The organism is Microbacterium sp. NPDC055357 (genome assembly GCF_053644835.1).
This window is the reverse complement of sequence record NZ_JBSHLZ010000009.1, coordinates 6,740-23,022: the sequence shown is the minus strand read 5'-3', so window position 1 is coordinate 23,022 and position 16,283 is coordinate 6,740. Positions and strand designations below refer to the sequence as shown.

The 16,283-nt window shown below is 70.5% G+C and carries 16 protein-coding genes; 15 read left to right on the top strand and 1 reads right to left on the bottom strand.

Going from position 1 to position 16,283, the window contains the following annotated elements:
• Window positions 1-33: 33 nt before the first annotated feature.
• The gene (locus ACWICD_RS11820) at window positions 34-1,017 is read right to left on the bottom strand and encodes a sugar-binding transcriptional regulator (protein WP_454140277.1); all 984 of its coding nucleotides are present in this window, start codon (window positions 1,015-1,017) and stop codon (window positions 34-36) included.
• A gap of 172 nt (window positions 1,018-1,189) precedes the next feature.
• Here ACWICD_RS11820 and glpD point away from each other — a divergent pair, with 172 nt between their 5' ends.
• The 15 genes from glpD (at window position 1,190) to ACWICD_RS11745 (ending at window position 16,197) form a co-directional block, all read left to right on the top strand.
• On the top strand, window positions 1,190-2,812 hold the full coding sequence (glpD, locus tag ACWICD_RS11815; RefSeq protein ID WP_376128817.1) for a glycerol-3-phosphate dehydrogenase: 1,623 nt from the start codon (window positions 1,190-1,192) through the stop codon (window positions 2,810-2,812).
• Window positions 2,813-2,830: 18 nt separating this feature from the next.
• Window positions 2,831-4,333: an FGGY family carbohydrate kinase gene (locus ACWICD_RS11810; protein WP_376128815.1), complete on the top strand. Its 1,503-nt coding sequence runs from the start codon at window positions 2,831-2,833 to the stop codon at window positions 4,331-4,333.
• Window positions 4,334-4,404: 71 nt separating this feature from the next.
• Entirely contained in the window at window positions 4,405-4,674 is a 270-nt protein-coding gene (locus tag ACWICD_RS11805; protein WP_376128813.1) for a hypothetical protein, read from the top strand.
• Window positions 4,671-6,569: an alpha/beta hydrolase gene (locus tag ACWICD_RS11800; protein ID WP_376128812.1), complete on the top strand. Its 1,899-nt coding sequence runs from the start codon at window positions 4,671-4,673 to the stop codon at window positions 6,567-6,569. The genes ACWICD_RS11805 and ACWICD_RS11800 overlap by 4 nt, the downstream gene beginning before the upstream one ends.
• 3 nt (window positions 6,570-6,572) lie before the next feature.
• Window positions 6,573-7,076 (top strand): hypothetical protein, encoded by a 504-nt coding sequence (locus tag ACWICD_RS11795; RefSeq protein ID WP_454140276.1) that lies wholly within the window; start codon window positions 6,573-6,575, stop codon window positions 7,074-7,076.
• Between the two features lie 9 nt (window positions 7,077-7,085).
• Entirely contained in the window at window positions 7,086-7,637 is a 552-nt protein-coding gene (gene hpt, locus ACWICD_RS11790) for a hypoxanthine phosphoribosyltransferase (protein ID WP_376128808.1), read from the top strand.
• A gap of 360 nt (window positions 7,638-7,997) precedes the next feature.
• Window positions 7,998-10,007, top strand: a complete 2,010-nt coding sequence (gene ftsH, locus ACWICD_RS11785) for an ATP-dependent zinc metalloprotease FtsH (protein ID WP_376128807.1) — start codon at window positions 7,998-8,000, stop codon at window positions 10,005-10,007.
• Window positions 10,008-10,016: 9 nt separating this feature from the next.
• On the top strand, window positions 10,017-10,607 hold the full coding sequence (gene folE / locus ACWICD_RS11780) for a GTP cyclohydrolase I (protein WP_454140275.1): 591 nt from the start codon (window positions 10,017-10,019) through the stop codon (window positions 10,605-10,607).
• Window positions 10,604-11,440 carry a dihydropteroate synthase gene (folP, locus tag ACWICD_RS11775; protein ID WP_376128803.1) on the top strand — a complete coding sequence of 279 codons (837 nt, stop codon included), beginning with the start codon at window positions 10,604-10,606 and terminating at the stop codon, window positions 11,438-11,440. The genes folE and folP overlap by 4 nt, the downstream gene beginning before the upstream one ends.
• Window positions 11,413-11,790 (top strand): dihydroneopterin aldolase, encoded by a 378-nt coding sequence (gene folB, locus ACWICD_RS11770; RefSeq protein WP_454140274.1) that lies wholly within the window; start codon window positions 11,413-11,415, stop codon window positions 11,788-11,790. Before folP ends, folB begins: the two co-directional genes overlap by 28 nt.
• A complete protein-coding gene (folK, locus tag ACWICD_RS11765; protein WP_454140273.1) occupies window positions 11,787-12,317 on the top strand; it encodes a 2-amino-4-hydroxy-6-hydroxymethyldihydropteridine diphosphokinase in 531 nt (176 codons plus the stop codon). The genes folB and folK overlap by 4 nt, the downstream gene beginning before the upstream one ends.
• Window positions 12,314-12,805, top strand: a complete 492-nt coding sequence (locus ACWICD_RS11760) for a DUF3180 domain-containing protein (protein WP_454140272.1) — start codon at window positions 12,314-12,316, stop codon at window positions 12,803-12,805. The genes folK and ACWICD_RS11760 overlap by 4 nt, the downstream gene beginning before the upstream one ends.
• Before the next feature lie 196 nt (window positions 12,806-13,001).
• The gene (locus ACWICD_RS11755) at window positions 13,002-13,502 is read left to right on the top strand and encodes a PH domain-containing protein (protein ID WP_376128878.1); all 501 of its coding nucleotides are present in this window, start codon (window positions 13,002-13,004) and stop codon (window positions 13,500-13,502) included.
• Window positions 13,499-15,523, top strand: coding sequence for a PH domain-containing protein (locus ACWICD_RS11750; protein WP_454140271.1), 2,025 nt, complete (start codon window positions 13,499-13,501; stop codon window positions 15,521-15,523). Before ACWICD_RS11755 ends, ACWICD_RS11750 begins: the two co-directional genes overlap by 4 nt.
• A complete protein-coding gene (locus tag ACWICD_RS11745; RefSeq protein WP_376128795.1) occupies window positions 15,520-16,197 on the top strand; it encodes a DUF2520 domain-containing protein in 678 nt (225 codons plus the stop codon). Before ACWICD_RS11750 ends, ACWICD_RS11745 begins: the two co-directional genes overlap by 4 nt.
• Window positions 16,198-16,283: the final 86 nt, after the last annotated feature.

The following is a 16,283-nucleotide window of genomic DNA, read 5'->3' as shown; positions in this document are numbered from 1 at the left end:
GGACCCCGATGGGGGGTGGTCGACGCGTAGGGATCAGGCCGCTGAGGGGCCTTTGGAGAGAAGGTAGCGAGCTGTCTCCTCGTCGGTCACGAGGACATTGATCCATCCGCCGCGGACGGCGGCGAGCACGGCGTCGTGCTTGCCGGCGCCGCCAGAGACGCCGATGCGCCGCTCGGCGCGGCGGATCTCGTCGAGGCTGACACCGAGCACGAGTTCGTCGAGCTCGCTCGCGATCGGCTGACCGTCGGCATCCATGAATCGAAGGTTGATCTCGCCGACGGCGCCGAGTGAGCGTACGTAGTCGAACTGCTCCTGCGTGAAGAAGTTGTCGCCGCCCACGAGCGGGGGCACGATGGTGCAGTTGCCGATGCCGACCAGGGCGATGTCCAGTTCGGGCATCGTCTCGAGCGCGCGGCGCGCATGCGGATCACTTGCCAGGATGGCGTCGCGCATCTCGGGTGTCGGGACGACGCCGGGAACGCGCAGGAACAGCGCTTCTGCATCGGTCAGCTGGGCCAGTCGCTCAGTGGCAACCGTTGCTTCGTGCTGAATGGCCGGTTGTCCGACGCCGCCGAGAAGCTCGACGACTGCCCGTGCCTTGGCCCGGGGGAAGCGCTGCAGGTTGGCCACGAAGCTGCGCAGCGAGCGGCTCCAGGATGTGAAGCCGATGGTCTTGCCGTCGATCGGCGCCAGCTGGAAGATCGGGGCGAGGGCCCGCCCGACGTGGTCAGTGCGTTCCCGCTCGGACTCGTCGATCGCGTCGACGATGTGCGCCTCGAGTAGACCGAAGGCCTGCTCCAGGCTCTGTTCGAGGTCGGCGTTGAGCCCCGCAGGTGGCACGACGATCGTGCGAACGATTCCGGCGTCTTCGGCTGATGAGAGCAGGCGTGAGACCCGCGCCTGAGAGAGGCCCAGTGTGCGCGCGATCTCCGTCTGCACCATTCCGCGCGTGTGGTAGAGGTGCGAGACCTTCGTCATCATGCGCTGGCCGTCGGGGTCGTTGCGGTCCTGGGGCATCGATCGCCTTTCCTGTCTCCGCCTGGGATCTGAGTCATTCTGTCAGACTGGAGCGGGCATCTCGGGTCCTCGCGGTCCCTTCGCCCCGTTCCCCTCGGCGGTTCACGCGCTACACTAGTGGAAGGTCATTCAGTTAACGACTGAATATTCACGCCATCGTCGAGGAGGCATTGTGACCAAGACTGGACAGCTCACGTACGACGTCGTCGTGATCGGCGCGGGGATCAACGGGCTCGGCATCGCCCGCGATGCCGCTGAGCGGGGCCTGTCTGTCGCACTGGTGGAGCAGGAGGACTTCTGCGCGGGCGTATCGGCCTGGTCTGGCCGGCTTGTGCACGGCGGACTGCGGTACCTCGAGCGCGGCGACATCGGCTTGGTACGCGAATCTCTTCGAGAGCGCGAGCTGCTGTTCCGGGTCGCGCCGCACCTGGTCAAGCCGGTCCGCCTCATCATGCCCTTCTACTCGCGCAACACGCGCCCGTCGTGGATGATCCGGCTCGGCATGCTCGCCTATGACGTGCTCTCGGCTGACAAATCGGTGCCGTGGCACCGCATCCTCTCGACCCGCACCGTCAAAGCCCGCTTCCGAGGAATGACAGAGTCGGGACTCAGCGGCGCCGCCCTGTTCACCGACGGACAGGTCGAATACGCCGAACGGCTGTGCACCGAGCTCGCCGTCGCCGCAGCCGATGCCGGCGCGCGAATCTTCATCCACACGAAGGCGGTCGGGGTCCTCCGCGACGGTACCGCGGTGACGGGCATCCGCGTCCGCTCTTCCGACGGTGTCGAACGCGACCTGCGCGCGCGGCTCACGATCAACGCGGGAGGGCCGTGGGTCGACGCGGTCTTGGCGGGCGACGGCGGTGCTCCGGTGGCATCCCCCCGTCTCATCGGCGGAGCGAAGGGCAGCCACATTATCGTCGATCCGTTCCCGGGCGCGCCCCGAGACGTCGTGTACTACGAGTCGCAGACGGACGGGCGCCTGGTGCTCGTCATCCCATGGATGGGGCGCTACCTCATCGGCACGACCGACATCAAGTACGACCTGGATCCGGATTCGGCGCGCGCGGACAGCTCGGAGATCGACTACCTGCTCTCTGAGGCGAATACGCTCATGCCCGAGGCCCACCTCACGGTCGACGACGTGCTTTACACCTACAGCGGTGTGCGACCGTTGCCGTACGCTCCCGACACACCGGAGTGGAAGGTGCCCCGCAGCCACATCGTCCGCGACCACGCGAAGGATGGATACCCCGGCGTCCTGTCCATCGTCGGCGGAAAGCTCACGACGTACCGGCAGCTCGCCGAAGACGCTACGGACATCGCCGTGAAGAAGCTTCGTGCGCGAGCACCCAAGAAGCCGATCAGCAGACAGCAGCCCTTCCCCGGTGCGCGTGCGGCGGATCTCGCGGCGTTCGAGCGGGCGTTCCTCGCCAACGACGTGCTCGACCGCGATACGTCGCATCGCCTATGGGCTCTGTACGGCACGCGCGCTCAACGCGTGCTCGAGATCGCGCAGGCCGACCCCGCGCTGGCCGAGCGCTTCGACCCGGAGAGCTCCGCGATCGCCGCCGAACTGGTTTTCGCGGTCGACCACGAGTTCGCCGAGACGCTCACGGACGTCTTCGCCCGCCGCACCCTGCTCGCATTCGAGCCGGGCCACGGCCTGGGCGGGGCGGAGCGCGCCGCGGAGATTCTGGCACCCCATCGTGGGTGGGACGATACGCGGCGCTCAGCCGAGATTGCGGGCTACCGTGAATGGCTCGATCACCTGCGCGTTCCCGAGCGCGCCTGACTCGAAATGGAGTCCGCCGTGACCGGCAGATATGTCGTCGCCCTCGACGAGGGATCCAGCAGCGCCCGCGCGATCGTCATCGACGACGCAGGTCGCACCGTCGGTGAAGCGTCGGCGCCGGTCGCCACGATCTTCCCGCGCGAAGGGTGGGTCGAGTTCGACCCACAGGAGATGTGGGACGCACCGCGCCGCTCGCTCGTCCTCGCGCTCGAGCGTGCCGGCATCACGGCGGCCGATGTCGCCGCTGTCGGGGTGACGTCGCACCGAGAAACCATCGTGATGTGGGACCGCTCGACGGGGGTGCCCGTCTACAACGCCGTGACCTGGATGTCGAAGCAGACCGACGACATCGTGCGAGAGTGGTCCGAGCGCGGCCTCGACGACGAGTTCCGCTCGCGCACCGGCGTGCGCAACGACTCCTTCTATTCGGCGCCGAAGATCGCCTGGCTGTTGCGCCACGTTCCCGGAGTGCGCGAGCGCGCGGAGCGCGGTGAGCTAGCCATCGGCACTCCTGACACGTGGATGCTGTGGAACCTGACGGGCGGCACGGCGCATCGCACCGAGCCCAGCGCGGCGTCCCGCACGGGGCTCATGAGCCTCGCGCGCGCCCAATGGGACGAAGAGTTCTGCGCGATGCTCGACATCCCCACGAGTCTGCTGCCCGAGATCGTGCCGTCCGCAGGCTGGTTCGGCGACGTCGCGCACGACGTGCTTCCGGCGCCGCATCCCGTTCCCGTGACCGCCGTCCTCGGCGACCAGCAGGCGGGGCTGTTCGGCCAGGCCTGCCTCGAAGCCGGCAGTGCCAAGAACACCTTCGGAACGGCTGGGGTGCTGACGGTGAACATGGGCGACGTGCCGCGCACTCTGCCGGGCATGTGCAGCAGCGTCGCGTGGCAGTTCGGCGACAAGGTGACCTACGAAGCGGAGGGCGTCGTCTTCCACAGCGGACAGACGATCCAGTGGCTCCGCGACCGTCTGGGCATCCTCTCGGATGCGGGCGACAGTGAGGCCGTCGCATCCAGCGTGCCCGACACGGGCGGGGTCTATCTCGTGCCGGGATTCGCCGGGCTGTTCGACCCGCACTGGGATCGCAACGCTCGGGGGGCCATCGTGGGCCTCACGCTCGAGTCCTCGGCGGCGCACGTCGTGCGTGCGGGGATCGAGGCGATGGCGTACCAGACACGCGACAACGTCGACAATCTGCGTCGCCATGGCGTCGAGATCCCGATGCTCAAGGTCGACGGTGGGGCGACACGAAACGATCTGCTGTGCCAGTTCCAGGCCGACATCCTCGGCATTCCGGTCTCGCGGCCGGTCGGTCTCGAGCGCACGGCGCTGGGCATCGCCCACCTCGCCGGCAGCGAAGTGGGCATGTGGGCGCGGGATGACATCCACGACCGGTGGCAGCTCGAGCGCATCTTCGAGCCACTCATGCCGGCTGAGCAGCGCGAAGAGCTGTACCGGGGCTGGTCCGATGCCGTCGCGGCGGTCCGAGGGCTGCCGCCCCGCGTCCGCGCCTAGATTGTCCGGCCGGAAGCGACATGGGCATTCCTCCCCATGGGACCGCTCGTGCGAATGAATAGTCTGGGCTCGTGCCAGATGTGCAGTACAGCGACTCCGACTTCACCACCGCGGTGACGGAGTTGCGCGCGGCGGCGGCCCGCGCAGCCGACGGAGCGCGCCCCGACAACGCCGTCGTGAAGTCCGACGTCGTCGAGGCGGCGCTCGGCGACGTCGACGAGCTCGTCCGGGCCGCGATGGACGCCCTGTCCGAAGCGGGCGACGAGCTCGCGACCGACACGGGCATCGTGCACAGCGAACTGCAGCGCACCGACGCCGAACTCGCGGGAGGTGGCGCATGAGCCTTCCCGGAATCGATCAGGATCCGGCGCAGGGCGATGCCGGCGGCATCCGCGATCTGGCGAGCCTGTTCCGCTCCCGCTCGACCGCGCAGCGCGACCGCAGCGCCGCCTCGGGCCGCGCGCTCGCCGCCCTCGGGCCCGTCATCGCCGAGAGCGCCGAGGCGCTTCGCCCCCGCATCACGGTGCTGTCCGAACGGTTCACCCGCACTTCGGATGCCGCCGATTCGGCAGCGGGGATCCTCGACGACTACGCCACCTCACTCGAAGACCTGCAGGCCCGCGCCGCCGCAGCGCTCGCCACGGCGCAGACCCGGTACGACGCGATCTGGGCGCGGCGCGGCGAAGCACTCAACCAGGCGTCCGAGACGATCGTCGGCTGGGCCCTCGGGTGGGACGACGTGTTGCCCGACTGGCTCTACCTCGACAAGCCCCACTACCTCGCACGCTGGCGGGGCGCGATCGAGTCGTACCGCACGGCGCAGTCCGCCTACAACGACCTGCAGGTCGAGCGCGACGAGCTCGACAGTGCGACCGCGGCTCGGCTGCGCAGCATCCACCTCGTCGCCGAACTTACGAACGACGGCCGGATCGGTCGCGGCGGCTATTTCGCGTCGGCGGCACTGTGGGCCGAGGACACCGACTCGATCACGGCCGAGCAGCTGGCGGGCCTCGGTGATCCGCACCTCATCCGTCAGGTGTGGGACAGCCTCGACCGCGCCCAGCGCGATGCGCTCATCGAGGCGTCGCCGAAGATCATCGGCAACCTCGACGGCATCCCGATCGCCGACCGGGTCACGGCGAACCACATCAACATCGAAGACGAGATCCGCGCCCGTCAGGCCGAGATCGAGCGCATCGAACAGATGCGCGCTGACGCGAAGGACCGCGCCTATTACGGTCACGACGGCATCGACGCCGAGTACGACAAGCTCGTCGCCGAGCAGCAGACGCTCATCGACTACTACGAGGGACTGCTGACACAAGAAGTGCGCTTCATCGACGAGAACGGTGTGCCGAGCTCGTACACGGGGTCGCGCGTCGTCGTCTTCGACCCGGCGCAGAGTGCGATCGCGACCTACCACGGGCCGATCGACCCCGAGACGGGGGACATCCCGTCGTGGGTCACGTCGGTGGCGATCTCGGTGCCCGGCACGGGCGCGAACATGACCGACTTCGCCGACGACCGTGCCGCCGATCTGTACCAGGCGGCGGGCTCGACATCGGCGGTCTTCCAGTGGGCGGGCGGGCCCTTCCCGCAGGACATCCCGGCCGCGATGGACCCCTCTTACTCCCACGCGCTCGCCCCCAGGCTGCGCGACTTCGCCGGGGGAATCGTCACACCGACGGGCTCGACCCTGACGGTGCTCGGCCACAGCTACGGCGGTGCGACCGTCGGACTCGCCGAGCAGGCCGGCCTCAAGGCCGACCGCATCCTCTACGTCGCGGCGGCGGGCATGGGCGACGGCGTCTCGGGCGTGAGCGACTTCCCGCACACCTCCGGCGTGCCGCACTATGCGCTGATGAGCCGCAACGACGGCGTCGTGGGCCTCATCCAGGGCAACGCCGGCGACCTGCACGCGCTGCACGGCCAGTCGACGCTCACCGCCGGCGGCGTCATCCGGCTCGAGACGGGCATGATCGACGGCAGCGACCTGGGCAGCACCGACATCGAAGACCACAACGTGCCGGGCAACTGGATGCCGCCCGCGATCGACAGCCACAGCTCGGTCTTCACACCGGGGTCGACGTCGTTCAATAACATGGTCGCCGTGATCACGGGCGGACAAGTCGAGCTCTTCGCCCCCGACGAGGTCATCGTCACGTCGGGTGGCGTCGTGACGATCGACGGCATCGACCTCAGCACCTACTCGCCCACCTATACACAGGTCGAGTGACGGATGCGACGACTCATCGCCGTCCTCGCGACGGCCGCCCTCGCCCTCACCCTCGGAGGTTGCAGCATGACGACGACGAGCAGACTCGACGAGTACGCCGCAGCGACCGACGCGCTCATGGCCGACACGGTCGCCGTGATCCCCACCGACCTCGTCGACGAGGTCGGGTTCTCCGAGTCCGAACCGCGCTACGAGTCGCCCCTGGGCGCCGGGTCGGCAGAGGATGCCGCGTGGTGGCAGGCGCTCGAGAGCATCGTGCTCGTGTCGCAGTCCGACGCGTCGGCCGATGCCGCCGCCGCGATCACCGAGCACCTCGTCACCGATGGGTGGACGACGTCGCGCGTGCGCGAGACCGACGGCGGCCGCCGGATCGCCGACGGCTTCCGCCGCGAGATCGACGGGGGCGACTGGTACATCGAACTCACGTGGGTGATGACCGCGCCCGACAAGGCCGAGGTCGTCGAGGTGCTCGTCGTGAGTCCCCAGACCGTGCGCGGCGACGCCTAGACTCGTCGCATGCGGGCTGCGGACATCCAGAGCGAACTGACCGAGATCCTCCTCACCCAGGAGGAGATCCACGAGAAGCTGCAAGAGGTCGCGGATCGCGTCGCAGAGGATTACGCCGGCAAGGATCTGCTGCTGGTCGGTGTACTCAAGGGCGCCATCATGGTCATGGCCGACTTCTCGCGGGCGCTGCCGATGACGGCACCGATGGACTGGATGGCCGTGTCCTCGTACGGCACGGGCACGAAATCGAGCGGCGTCGTCCAGATCCGCAAGGACCTCGACACCGATCTGCACGACAAGCACGTGCTGATCATCGAGGACATCATCGACTCGGGCCTGACCCTCAGCTGGCTGCTCGAGAACTTCGAAGCTCGTGGTGCGGCATCCGTCGAGGTGTTCGCGCTGCTGCGCAAGCCCGAGGCCGCGAAGGTCGAGGTGCGCTGCAAGTACGTCGGGTTCGACATCCCGAACGAGTTCGTCATCGGCTACGGCCTCGACTACGCCGAGCGCTACCGCAACCTGCGCGACGTCGCGATCCTCGCGCCCCACGTCTACAGCTGACGCCAGTCGAGAGCGATGCGCGGGCCCTGCGAGGCTGGCATCGGGTCTGGCGGGAGTGGCGGCCGAAGGCCGGCGCGGGGGCATGCCGAGCAGGGCCCGCGCATCGCGACCCTTCGGCAGGCTCAGGGGCCGGGGGAGTGGCGGGCGACCCTTCGGCAGGCTCAGGGACCGCGACAGGCTCAGGGACCGGGCGGGGTCAGGGGCCGTGGCAGGCGCAGGGGCCGGTGGGTGGGGTACGCCGTGGGCGAATGCACAGGATCGGCATAGCGTGCCCGCGATACCCTGAAAACACTGTCGCGGGGACACGTGCGCCCTTTTCGACGGTTCGTTCGACGAAAGGGACCGGCGCTCGCCGTCACCATGAAGGCCAAGAAGCTCACCCGCAATCCGTTCGTGTACGTCGTGCTCATCGGCGTGCTGCTCATCGTGGGCTTCACGCTCATCTCGAGTCTCGGCGGGGCGAAGCAGATCACGACGCAGCAGGGTCTCGAGCTTCTGCGCGGCAGCACCGTGACCGAGGTGACGACGACCGACGGCGACCAGCGCGTCGACATGGCGCTGTCCAAGCCCTTCGAGGGCGCGAACGACGTGCAGTTCTACTACGTCTCCGCCCGTGCCGACGAGGTCGTCTCGGCGATCAACGCCGCGAACCCCAAGGACGGCTTCAACGACGCCGTCCCGCGAGCGTCGTGGTTCGACGGCATCCTCTCGCTCATGATCCCGATCCTGCTGCTGGGTCTGCTGTTCTGGTTCCTCATGTCCAGCGCGCAGGGCGGCGGGTCGAAGGTCATGCAGTTCGGCAAGTCGCGTGCGAAGCTCGTGACGAAGGAGATGCCGCAGGTCACGTTCCAGGACGTCGCCGGCTCGGATGAGGCGCTCGAAGAGCTGCAGGAGATCAAGGACTTCCTCAAGGACCCCGCGAAGTTCCAGGCCGTCGGAGCCCGGATCCCCAAGGGCGTGCTGCTGTACGGCCCGCCCGGAACGGGTAAGACGCTTCTCGCGCGCGCGGTCGCGGGCGAGGCCGGCGTGCCGTTCTACTCGATCTCGGGCTCGGACTTCGTCGAGATGTTCGTCGGCGTCGGCGCATCGCGCGTGCGCGACCTGTTCACGCAGGCGAAGGAGAATTCCCCCGCCATCATCTTCATCGACGAGATCGACGCCGTCGGCCGTCACCGTGGCGCCGGCATGGGCGGCGGGCACGACGAGCGCGAGCAGACGCTCAACCAGATGCTCGTCGAGATGGACGGCTTCGACCCCAAGGTCAACGTCATCGTCATCGCGGCGACGAACCGCCCCGACATCCTCGACCCGGCTCTGCTGCGTCCGGGCCGCTTCGACCGCCAGATCGGCGTGGACGCCCCCGATCTTCAGGGTCGCAAGCGCATCCTCGAGGTGCACGGCCGCGGCAAGCCGCTCGCCGACAGCGTCGACCTCGAGGTCGTCGCCCGCAAGACTCCCGGCTTCACGGGCGCTGACCTCGCGAACGTCCTCAACGAGGCGGCACTGCTCACGGCGCGAAGCAACGCGCAACTCATCGACAACCGCGCGCTCGACGAGGCGATCGATCGCGTGCTCGCCGGCCCGCAGCGGCGCACCCGCGTCATGAAGGACAAAGAGAAGCTGATCACGGCCTACCACGAGGGCGGCCACGCGCTCGCGGCCGCGGCGATGAACCACACCGACCCGGTCACGAAGGTCACGATCCTCCCGCGCGGCAAGGCGCTCGGCTACACGATGGTGCTGCCGCTCGATGACAAGTACTCGATCACACGCAACGAGCTGCAGGACCAGCTCGCCTACGCGATGGGCGGCCGCGTCGCCGAGGAGATCGTCTTCCACGACCCCACGACCGGCGCCTCGAACGACATCGAGAAGGCGACCGGCATCGCGCGCAAGATGGTGACCGAGTACGGCATGACGATGGACGTCGGACCGGTCAAGCTCGGACAGTCGTCGGGCGAGGTCTTCATGGGCCGCGACATGGGTCACGGCCGTGACTTCTCGGAGCGCATCGCCGAACGCGTCGACGCCGAGGTGCGCGCGCTCATCGAGCAGGCGCACAACGAGGCCTACGAAGTGCTCAACGCCAACCGCGACGTGCTCGACAAGCTCGCCCTCGAGCTGCTCGAGAAGGAGACGCTCGACCACCTGCAGCTCGCCGAGATCTTCAAGGACATCAGGAAGCTGCCGCCCCGCCCGCAGTGGCTCTCGAGCGAGCAGCGGCCCGTGTCGCAGCTGCCGCCCGTCGACGTGCCTCGCCGCCGCGAAGACGCGGGGCTCGCGGCATCCGTCGAGTCGGATCCGCAGGCCGCCGCCGAGAAGTCGGCGACGCGCCGTCCTGCCGGTCAGGCGCGTCCCGCGACCGCGTAGGCTCGCGGCGTGGCCGTCGATCGTGAGCGCGTCGCGGGTCTGGTCCGCGAGCTTCTCGAGGCGATCGGGGAGGACCCCGATCGTGCCGGCCTGCGCGTGACGCCGCAGCGCGTCGCCGACGCGTACGCCGAGTTCTTCTCGGGAGTGGGGCAGGATGCCGCCGAGCCGCTCGCGCACACGATCTCGGTCGCACGCGGGCCGGCGCCGGACACCCTGCCGTCCGGTGCCGTGATGCTGCGCGACATCCGCTTCCGCTCGGTGTGCGAGCACCACCTGCTGCCGTTCCGCGGGCGCGCGCACATCGCGTACCTGCCCGGGGAGCAGGTCGTGGGCCTCGGCGCATTGCCCAAGGTCGTCGACATCCTCGCATCGCGCCCGCAGGTTCAGGAGCGTCTGGGCGAGCAGATCGCCGACACGATCTCGGGGTCGCTCGACACGCGCGGCGTGCTGGTCGTGCTCGACGCGTCGCACGAGTGCGTCACGATGCGCGGGGGGCAGCAGGCGGATGCCACGACCGTCACGATCGCGGCGCGCGGCGAGTTCGCCGACGCCGCGGCCCGCACCGAGATCATGGTGCTCGTGGGAGCGACGCGCGAATGACCCTCGTCATGGGGATCGTCAACGTGACCCCCGACTCGTTCAGCGACGGCGGGCGTCACCACGACGCCGATGCCGCGGTCGCGCACGGTCTGCGGCTGCTCGCCGAGGGCGCCGACCTGCTCGACGTGGGCGGCGAGTCCACACGTCCCGGCGCGGAGCGCGTCGAGGCCGCCCTCGAGCGCGAGCGCGTGCTGCCCGTCGTCGCGGCGCTCGCCGAGGCCGGCGCCATGATCAGCATCGACACCCTGAACGCGTCGACGGCGCTCGCGGCGATCGATGCCGGAGCGCGCATCGTCAACGACGTCTCGGGGGGCCTTGCCGACCCCGACATGCTCGCGGCCGTCGCCGCGACCGACACCGACATCGCCCTCGGGCACTGGCGCGGACCGTCGGCCGACATGTACGCGCGTGCGACCTACGACGATGTCGTGGCCGATGTGCTCGACGAGCTGCGCGAGCGGGTCGCGGCGGCCGGTGCCGCCGGCATCCCGCCCGCGCGCGTCATCGTCGACCCGGGCATCGGGTTCGGCAAGCGCGGCGCGCAGAACTGGACAGTGCTTCGCGCCACCGAGCGTGTCGCGGGGCTCGGGCACCGTGTGCTCATCGGCACGAGTCGCAAGGGATTCCTCGCCGAGACGCTCGCGACGGACTCGGACGCGCCGATCGGGCAGGAGCGCCGCGACCTCGCGACGGCCGTCACGAGCGTGCTCGCGGCACAGGGCGGCGCGTGGGCCGTGCGCGTCCACGACGCCGCGGCGACGCGCGATGCCCTGCGCATCGCCGCCGCGTGGGAAGGAGACGATCGATGGACGCCGTCGACGAGATCACGCTGACGGGAGTGCGCGCGTTCGGGCGCCACGGGGTGTATCCCGATGAACGCCGCGACGGGCAGGAGTTCGTCGTCGACGTCACGATGAGGGTGGATGCCGCGCGCGCGGCCGCGTCGGACGACGTGGCCGACACCGTGCACTACGGCGAGCTCGCCGAACGCCTCGTCGAGATCGTCGAGGGCGACCCCGTCGACCTCATCGAGACCCTCGCGAGCCGCATCGCCGACGACGTGCTGGCGCACGATCTCGTGCAGGGAGTCGTCGTCACGGTGCACAAGCCGAACGCGCCGATCACGGTGCCGTTCGCGGATGTCTCCGTCACGGTGCGCCGCGGAACGGCGGGATCACGATGAGCCGCCGTCTCGCGCAGGGCATCGAATCGGCCCCCGCCCCGGCCGGGCCGACGGTCGACGCCGTCGTGGCCCTCGGCGCCAACCTCGGCGACCGCGCCGCGACGCTCGCCAAGGCGATCGAGGGGCTCGCTCGCCTTCCGCTCACGGGCGACGTGCGGGCGTCTGCCCCCGTCGAGTCCGTCGCCGTGAAGCCCGAGGGTCCGGATGCCGCCGCGCCCGCCTACCTCAACGCCGTCGCGCTGCTGCGCACCCGGCTCGCGCCCTCGGTGCTGCTGTCGTACCTGCACGCGATCGAGGCAGCGCACGGCCGCGAGCGTCGCGCGCGCTGGGACGACCGGACGCTCGACCTCGACCTGATCGCCTACGGCGACCTCGCGAGCGACGACCCGCAGCTGACGCTGCCGCACCCGCGGGCAGCCGAGCGCGACTTCGTGCTCATCCCGTGGCTCGCGGTCGCGCCCGACGCCGTCCTGCCCGGCCGCGGTCGCGTCGACGAACTGCTGGCACGCCTGCGGGGGCGGGCGTGAAGCGCACGGGCGCGGGCGTCCTCATCGGCGCGGCTGTGCTGGGCGCGGCGAGCGGATTCGCGCTCGACCAGGCGCTCACGGCCGCGGGCCGGCCGACCTTCACGCCCGCCGTGACGCTGCCGATCCTGCTCATCTGCCTCGCGGGGCTGGTGCTCGCCCTGGCGATCCCCATCCGCCGCGCGACGCGGGGGGCGACCGGGGTCATCGTGAATCCGTTCCGCGCGCTGCGCACCGCGATGCTCGCGAAGGCGTCGAGCATCGTCGGCGCCGCGCTCGGCGGTTTCGGCGCCGGTCTCGGCATCTTCCTCGTGACCCTGCCCGTGACGCCCTCGCTAGGCTCGACGGGTACCGTCATCGCGACGGCCGCCTGCGGGGTGCTGCTCATGGCGGCAGCGCTCGTGGCGGAGCACCTGTGCACGATCCGGAAGGACCACGATGACGAACAGCCCGGAGGCGACGACCCCGGACTCGAACCCCGCGCACACTGACGCCGCACCCGCGACGCCGGTCGAGAGCGCGGCGGCGGCGCCCGTTCCCGTCGCGGACGCGGAATCGGCTCCGGGCTCGGCGAGTGCTCCGGCCCCGGCGACCCGGGCCGAGCGGCGGGCTGCCGCCGCGGCATCCGAGGCCGAGAGTGTGCCGTACGGGCCCGACGCGACCCTCGACGAGGGCACGTTCGATCGCATCAAGGAGCCGCGCGCCGAGGGTCGGCTGCCGCTCGGCGACGGCACATGGCACCAGCTCGCGCGGCAGTACGTGCGCGTGCAGCTCATCGTCACGGGGTTCTTCCTCGCGCTCGTCGTCGCCGCGATGCTCGTGCTCGGGCTCGTGCTGAACCAGGTCTGGGTGTGGATCCCGGGCGGGATCGGCACGGCGCTGCTGATCTTCACGCTCGTCATCACACCCCGTCAGGCCCGCTCGTACGGCTACCAGCTCCGCCGCGACGACCTCGTGTTCCGCCGCGGCATCCTGTGGCAGCGGGTCGTCGCCGTGCCGTACGGCCGCATGCAGCTCGTCGACATCACGCACGGCCCCCTCGACCGCGGATTCGGCATCGCCCAGCTCAAGCTCGTCACGGCCGCGGCCGCCACCGGCGTCACGATCCCCGGGCTGACGCAGGATGCCGCCGAGCGTCTGCGCAACACCCTGATCGACGTCGCCGAAACCCGCCGGACCGGACTGTGACGGGCATCCCCGCCGAAGGTCCGCCGCCCCCCGCCCGCCGCCTGGTGCGGTCGCCGCTGAGCGATGGCGAATGGCACCGGATGCACCCGCTCACGCCGCTGCTGCGCGGCGGGTTCGCCCTCGTCGTCGTGGCCGGCATCATCATCGCGAACTTCCGCGACCGGCTCATCGAGCTGTTCCTGCCCGCGATGGACGGCTACGGCGACTATTCCGGCGACCCCATCGACTGGGTGGTGTCCAACGACCTGCTGCTGGTGGCCCTGTTCGCCGTGCTCGGCGTCGTGATCCTGCTGATCGGGATCTTCTACGTGTCGTGGCGGTTCCACACGTTCCGCATCACGGGCGATGACGTCGAGGTGCGCAGCGGCGTGCTGTTCCGCACGCACCGCCGAGCGCCGCTGGACCGCGTGCAGGGGGTCAACCTCACGCGCCCCATGATCGCTCGGCTGCTCGGGCTCGCCAAGCTCGAAGTCGTCGGCGCGGGCCTGGACTCCAACGTCAAGCTCGAGTACCTGTCGACGCCGAACGCCGAGGCCGTGCGCGCCGACATCCTGCGGCTCGCCTCGGGTGCGCAGCTCGGCGACGCCGCACCGGATGCCGCCGGCCCGAGCGGATCGCGCGTCTCCGCCGCGGCATCCATCGTCAGCGCCGGCATCTCGGGGATCATCGACGGTGCGGACCAGTCCGACGTCGAGCCCGAATCGGTCGTGCACATCCCCGTGGGGCGGCTCATCGGGTCGCAGCTGCTGAGCGGTTCGACCATCGCGCTCGTGCTCGCGATCATCGCGATCATCGTCGGATCGATCTTCGGTACGCCGTGGATCCTCTTCGGCATGGTGCCCGCCGCCATCGGCTTCGGGGCGTACTGGGCGCGCAGCATCACGCGATCGCTGCGCTACTCGATCGCACCGACCTCGAGCGGCGTGCGCATCACGTTCGGGCTCTTCACGACCATCACCGAGATCCTGCCGCCCGGCCGCGTGCACGCCGTGCAGGTGTCGCAGTCGATCCTGTGGCGTCGGTTCGGCTGGTGGGCCGTCTCGGTCAACCGGCTGTCGGGCCGCAGCGCGACCGATGTCAATTCCGATCAGTTCGCGACGGTGCTGCCGGTCGGCACCCGTGCCGACGTCGAGCGCGTGCTCGGGCTCCTGCTGCCCGGGTTTCCGCAGGACGACTGGCCGCTCGTCATCGAGCAGGGGCTGCTGCGCCCGAGCGCCGACGACCCGTTCACCACGACACCCCGGCGGGCGCGTCTGCTGCGCCCCCTCTCGTGGCGGCGGAACGGCTTTCAGCTCACGCCGCACGCCCTCCTCGTGCGTCGCGGCGCCATCTGGCGCAAGCTCGGGATCTTCCCCCTCGCGCGTCTGCAGAGCGTCGCGATCGCGCAGGGTCCCGTCGACCGGCGCCTGCGGATCGCGAACCTGCAGCCGCACACGATCCTCGGCCCCGTCTCCGGGGCGCTCGGGATCATCGACCGCGATGCCGTGCTCGACGTGTTCGGCGAGGTGATCGCCGCGGCGAACGCGGCCGCCGCCGTCGACAGCAGTCACCGGTGGGCGGGGAGAGCGTCGGCCCTGGCGGACCAGGTCGCGGCGGAGTCGGCGGATGCCGGGCCCGGCACGTGGGCGCCCGGCGCCGGGGCGGGTGGACCGGTGGTCACGCCCGACGGCGGTGCGCCGACGTTCGCCGAGGCGGGGCCTGCCGCGGGTGCGGGGGCTGCCGCGGGTGCGGGGCCTGCCGCGGAGGCGGGGCCTGCCGCGGGGGCCGGGCCTGCCGCGGAGGCGGGGCCTGCCGAGGATGCAGGGTCGTCTCAGGGTGCGGGGCCTGCCGCGGAGGCGGGGCCTGCCGAGGGGGCCGGGTTGCCCCAGGCCGACGCGTGGGCGCCGGTCTCTGCCGTGGCGGCACCCGACCGCGTCGTGCCGGACTCCGCCGATGCCGCGGCTGTCGAGGTCAGCGCCGGCGAGGCCGAGGCGCAGGACGCGGCCGGTGCGGACGGCGAGGCCGAGGAGCCGCGCGCATGAATCGCGACGGCAGGCTCGGGGTCGGCATCATCGGCTCGGGTCGCGTCGGCCCGATCGTGGGACTCGCGCTCGCGGGCGCCGGTCACGCGCTCGTCGGGGTGACGCGCGGCTCGGACGACGCCCGCGTCGAGGCGCTCCTGCCCGGCGTGCCCCTGCTCGATCCGCTCGAGGTCGTCAGGCGAAGCGAGCTCGTCGTGATCGCCGTGCCGCACGACCAGCTCGCCGGTCTCGTGGCCGGTCTCGCCGACGTCGGCGCGTGGCAGGCCGGGCAGCTCGTGCTGCACACGGATCCGGCCGAGGGAACCGGCATCCTGGGTCCCGCTGTCGCCGGCGGCGCGATCCCGCTCGCGGTGCATCCGGCGATCGCGTTCACCGGCACGTCGATCGACCTGCGCCGTCTCGCGGGCGGCTTCGCCGCCGTCACGGCACCCGCGCCCGTGCTGCCGATCGGGCAGGCGCTCGCCGTCGAGCTGGGCTGCGAGCCCGTCGTCATCGCCGAGGCCGACCGGGCGGCGTACGCCGAGGCGATCGCGACGGCGACCGACTTCTCGCGCTCGATCGTGCGTCAGTCCACGTCGCTGCTCGCCGCCGTCGGTGTCGAGAACCCGGGCTCGTACCTCTCGACGCTCGTCCACGCGACGATCGACGACGCCCTCACCTCCGGCCCCGCCTGACCCCTTCCCGGGGGAACGTCAAAAAGGGGCCGAGAAAAGGGGGGGTGCCCTCGGCTTTTTGGCTGCTTTTCTTTTTTCCTTTTCCC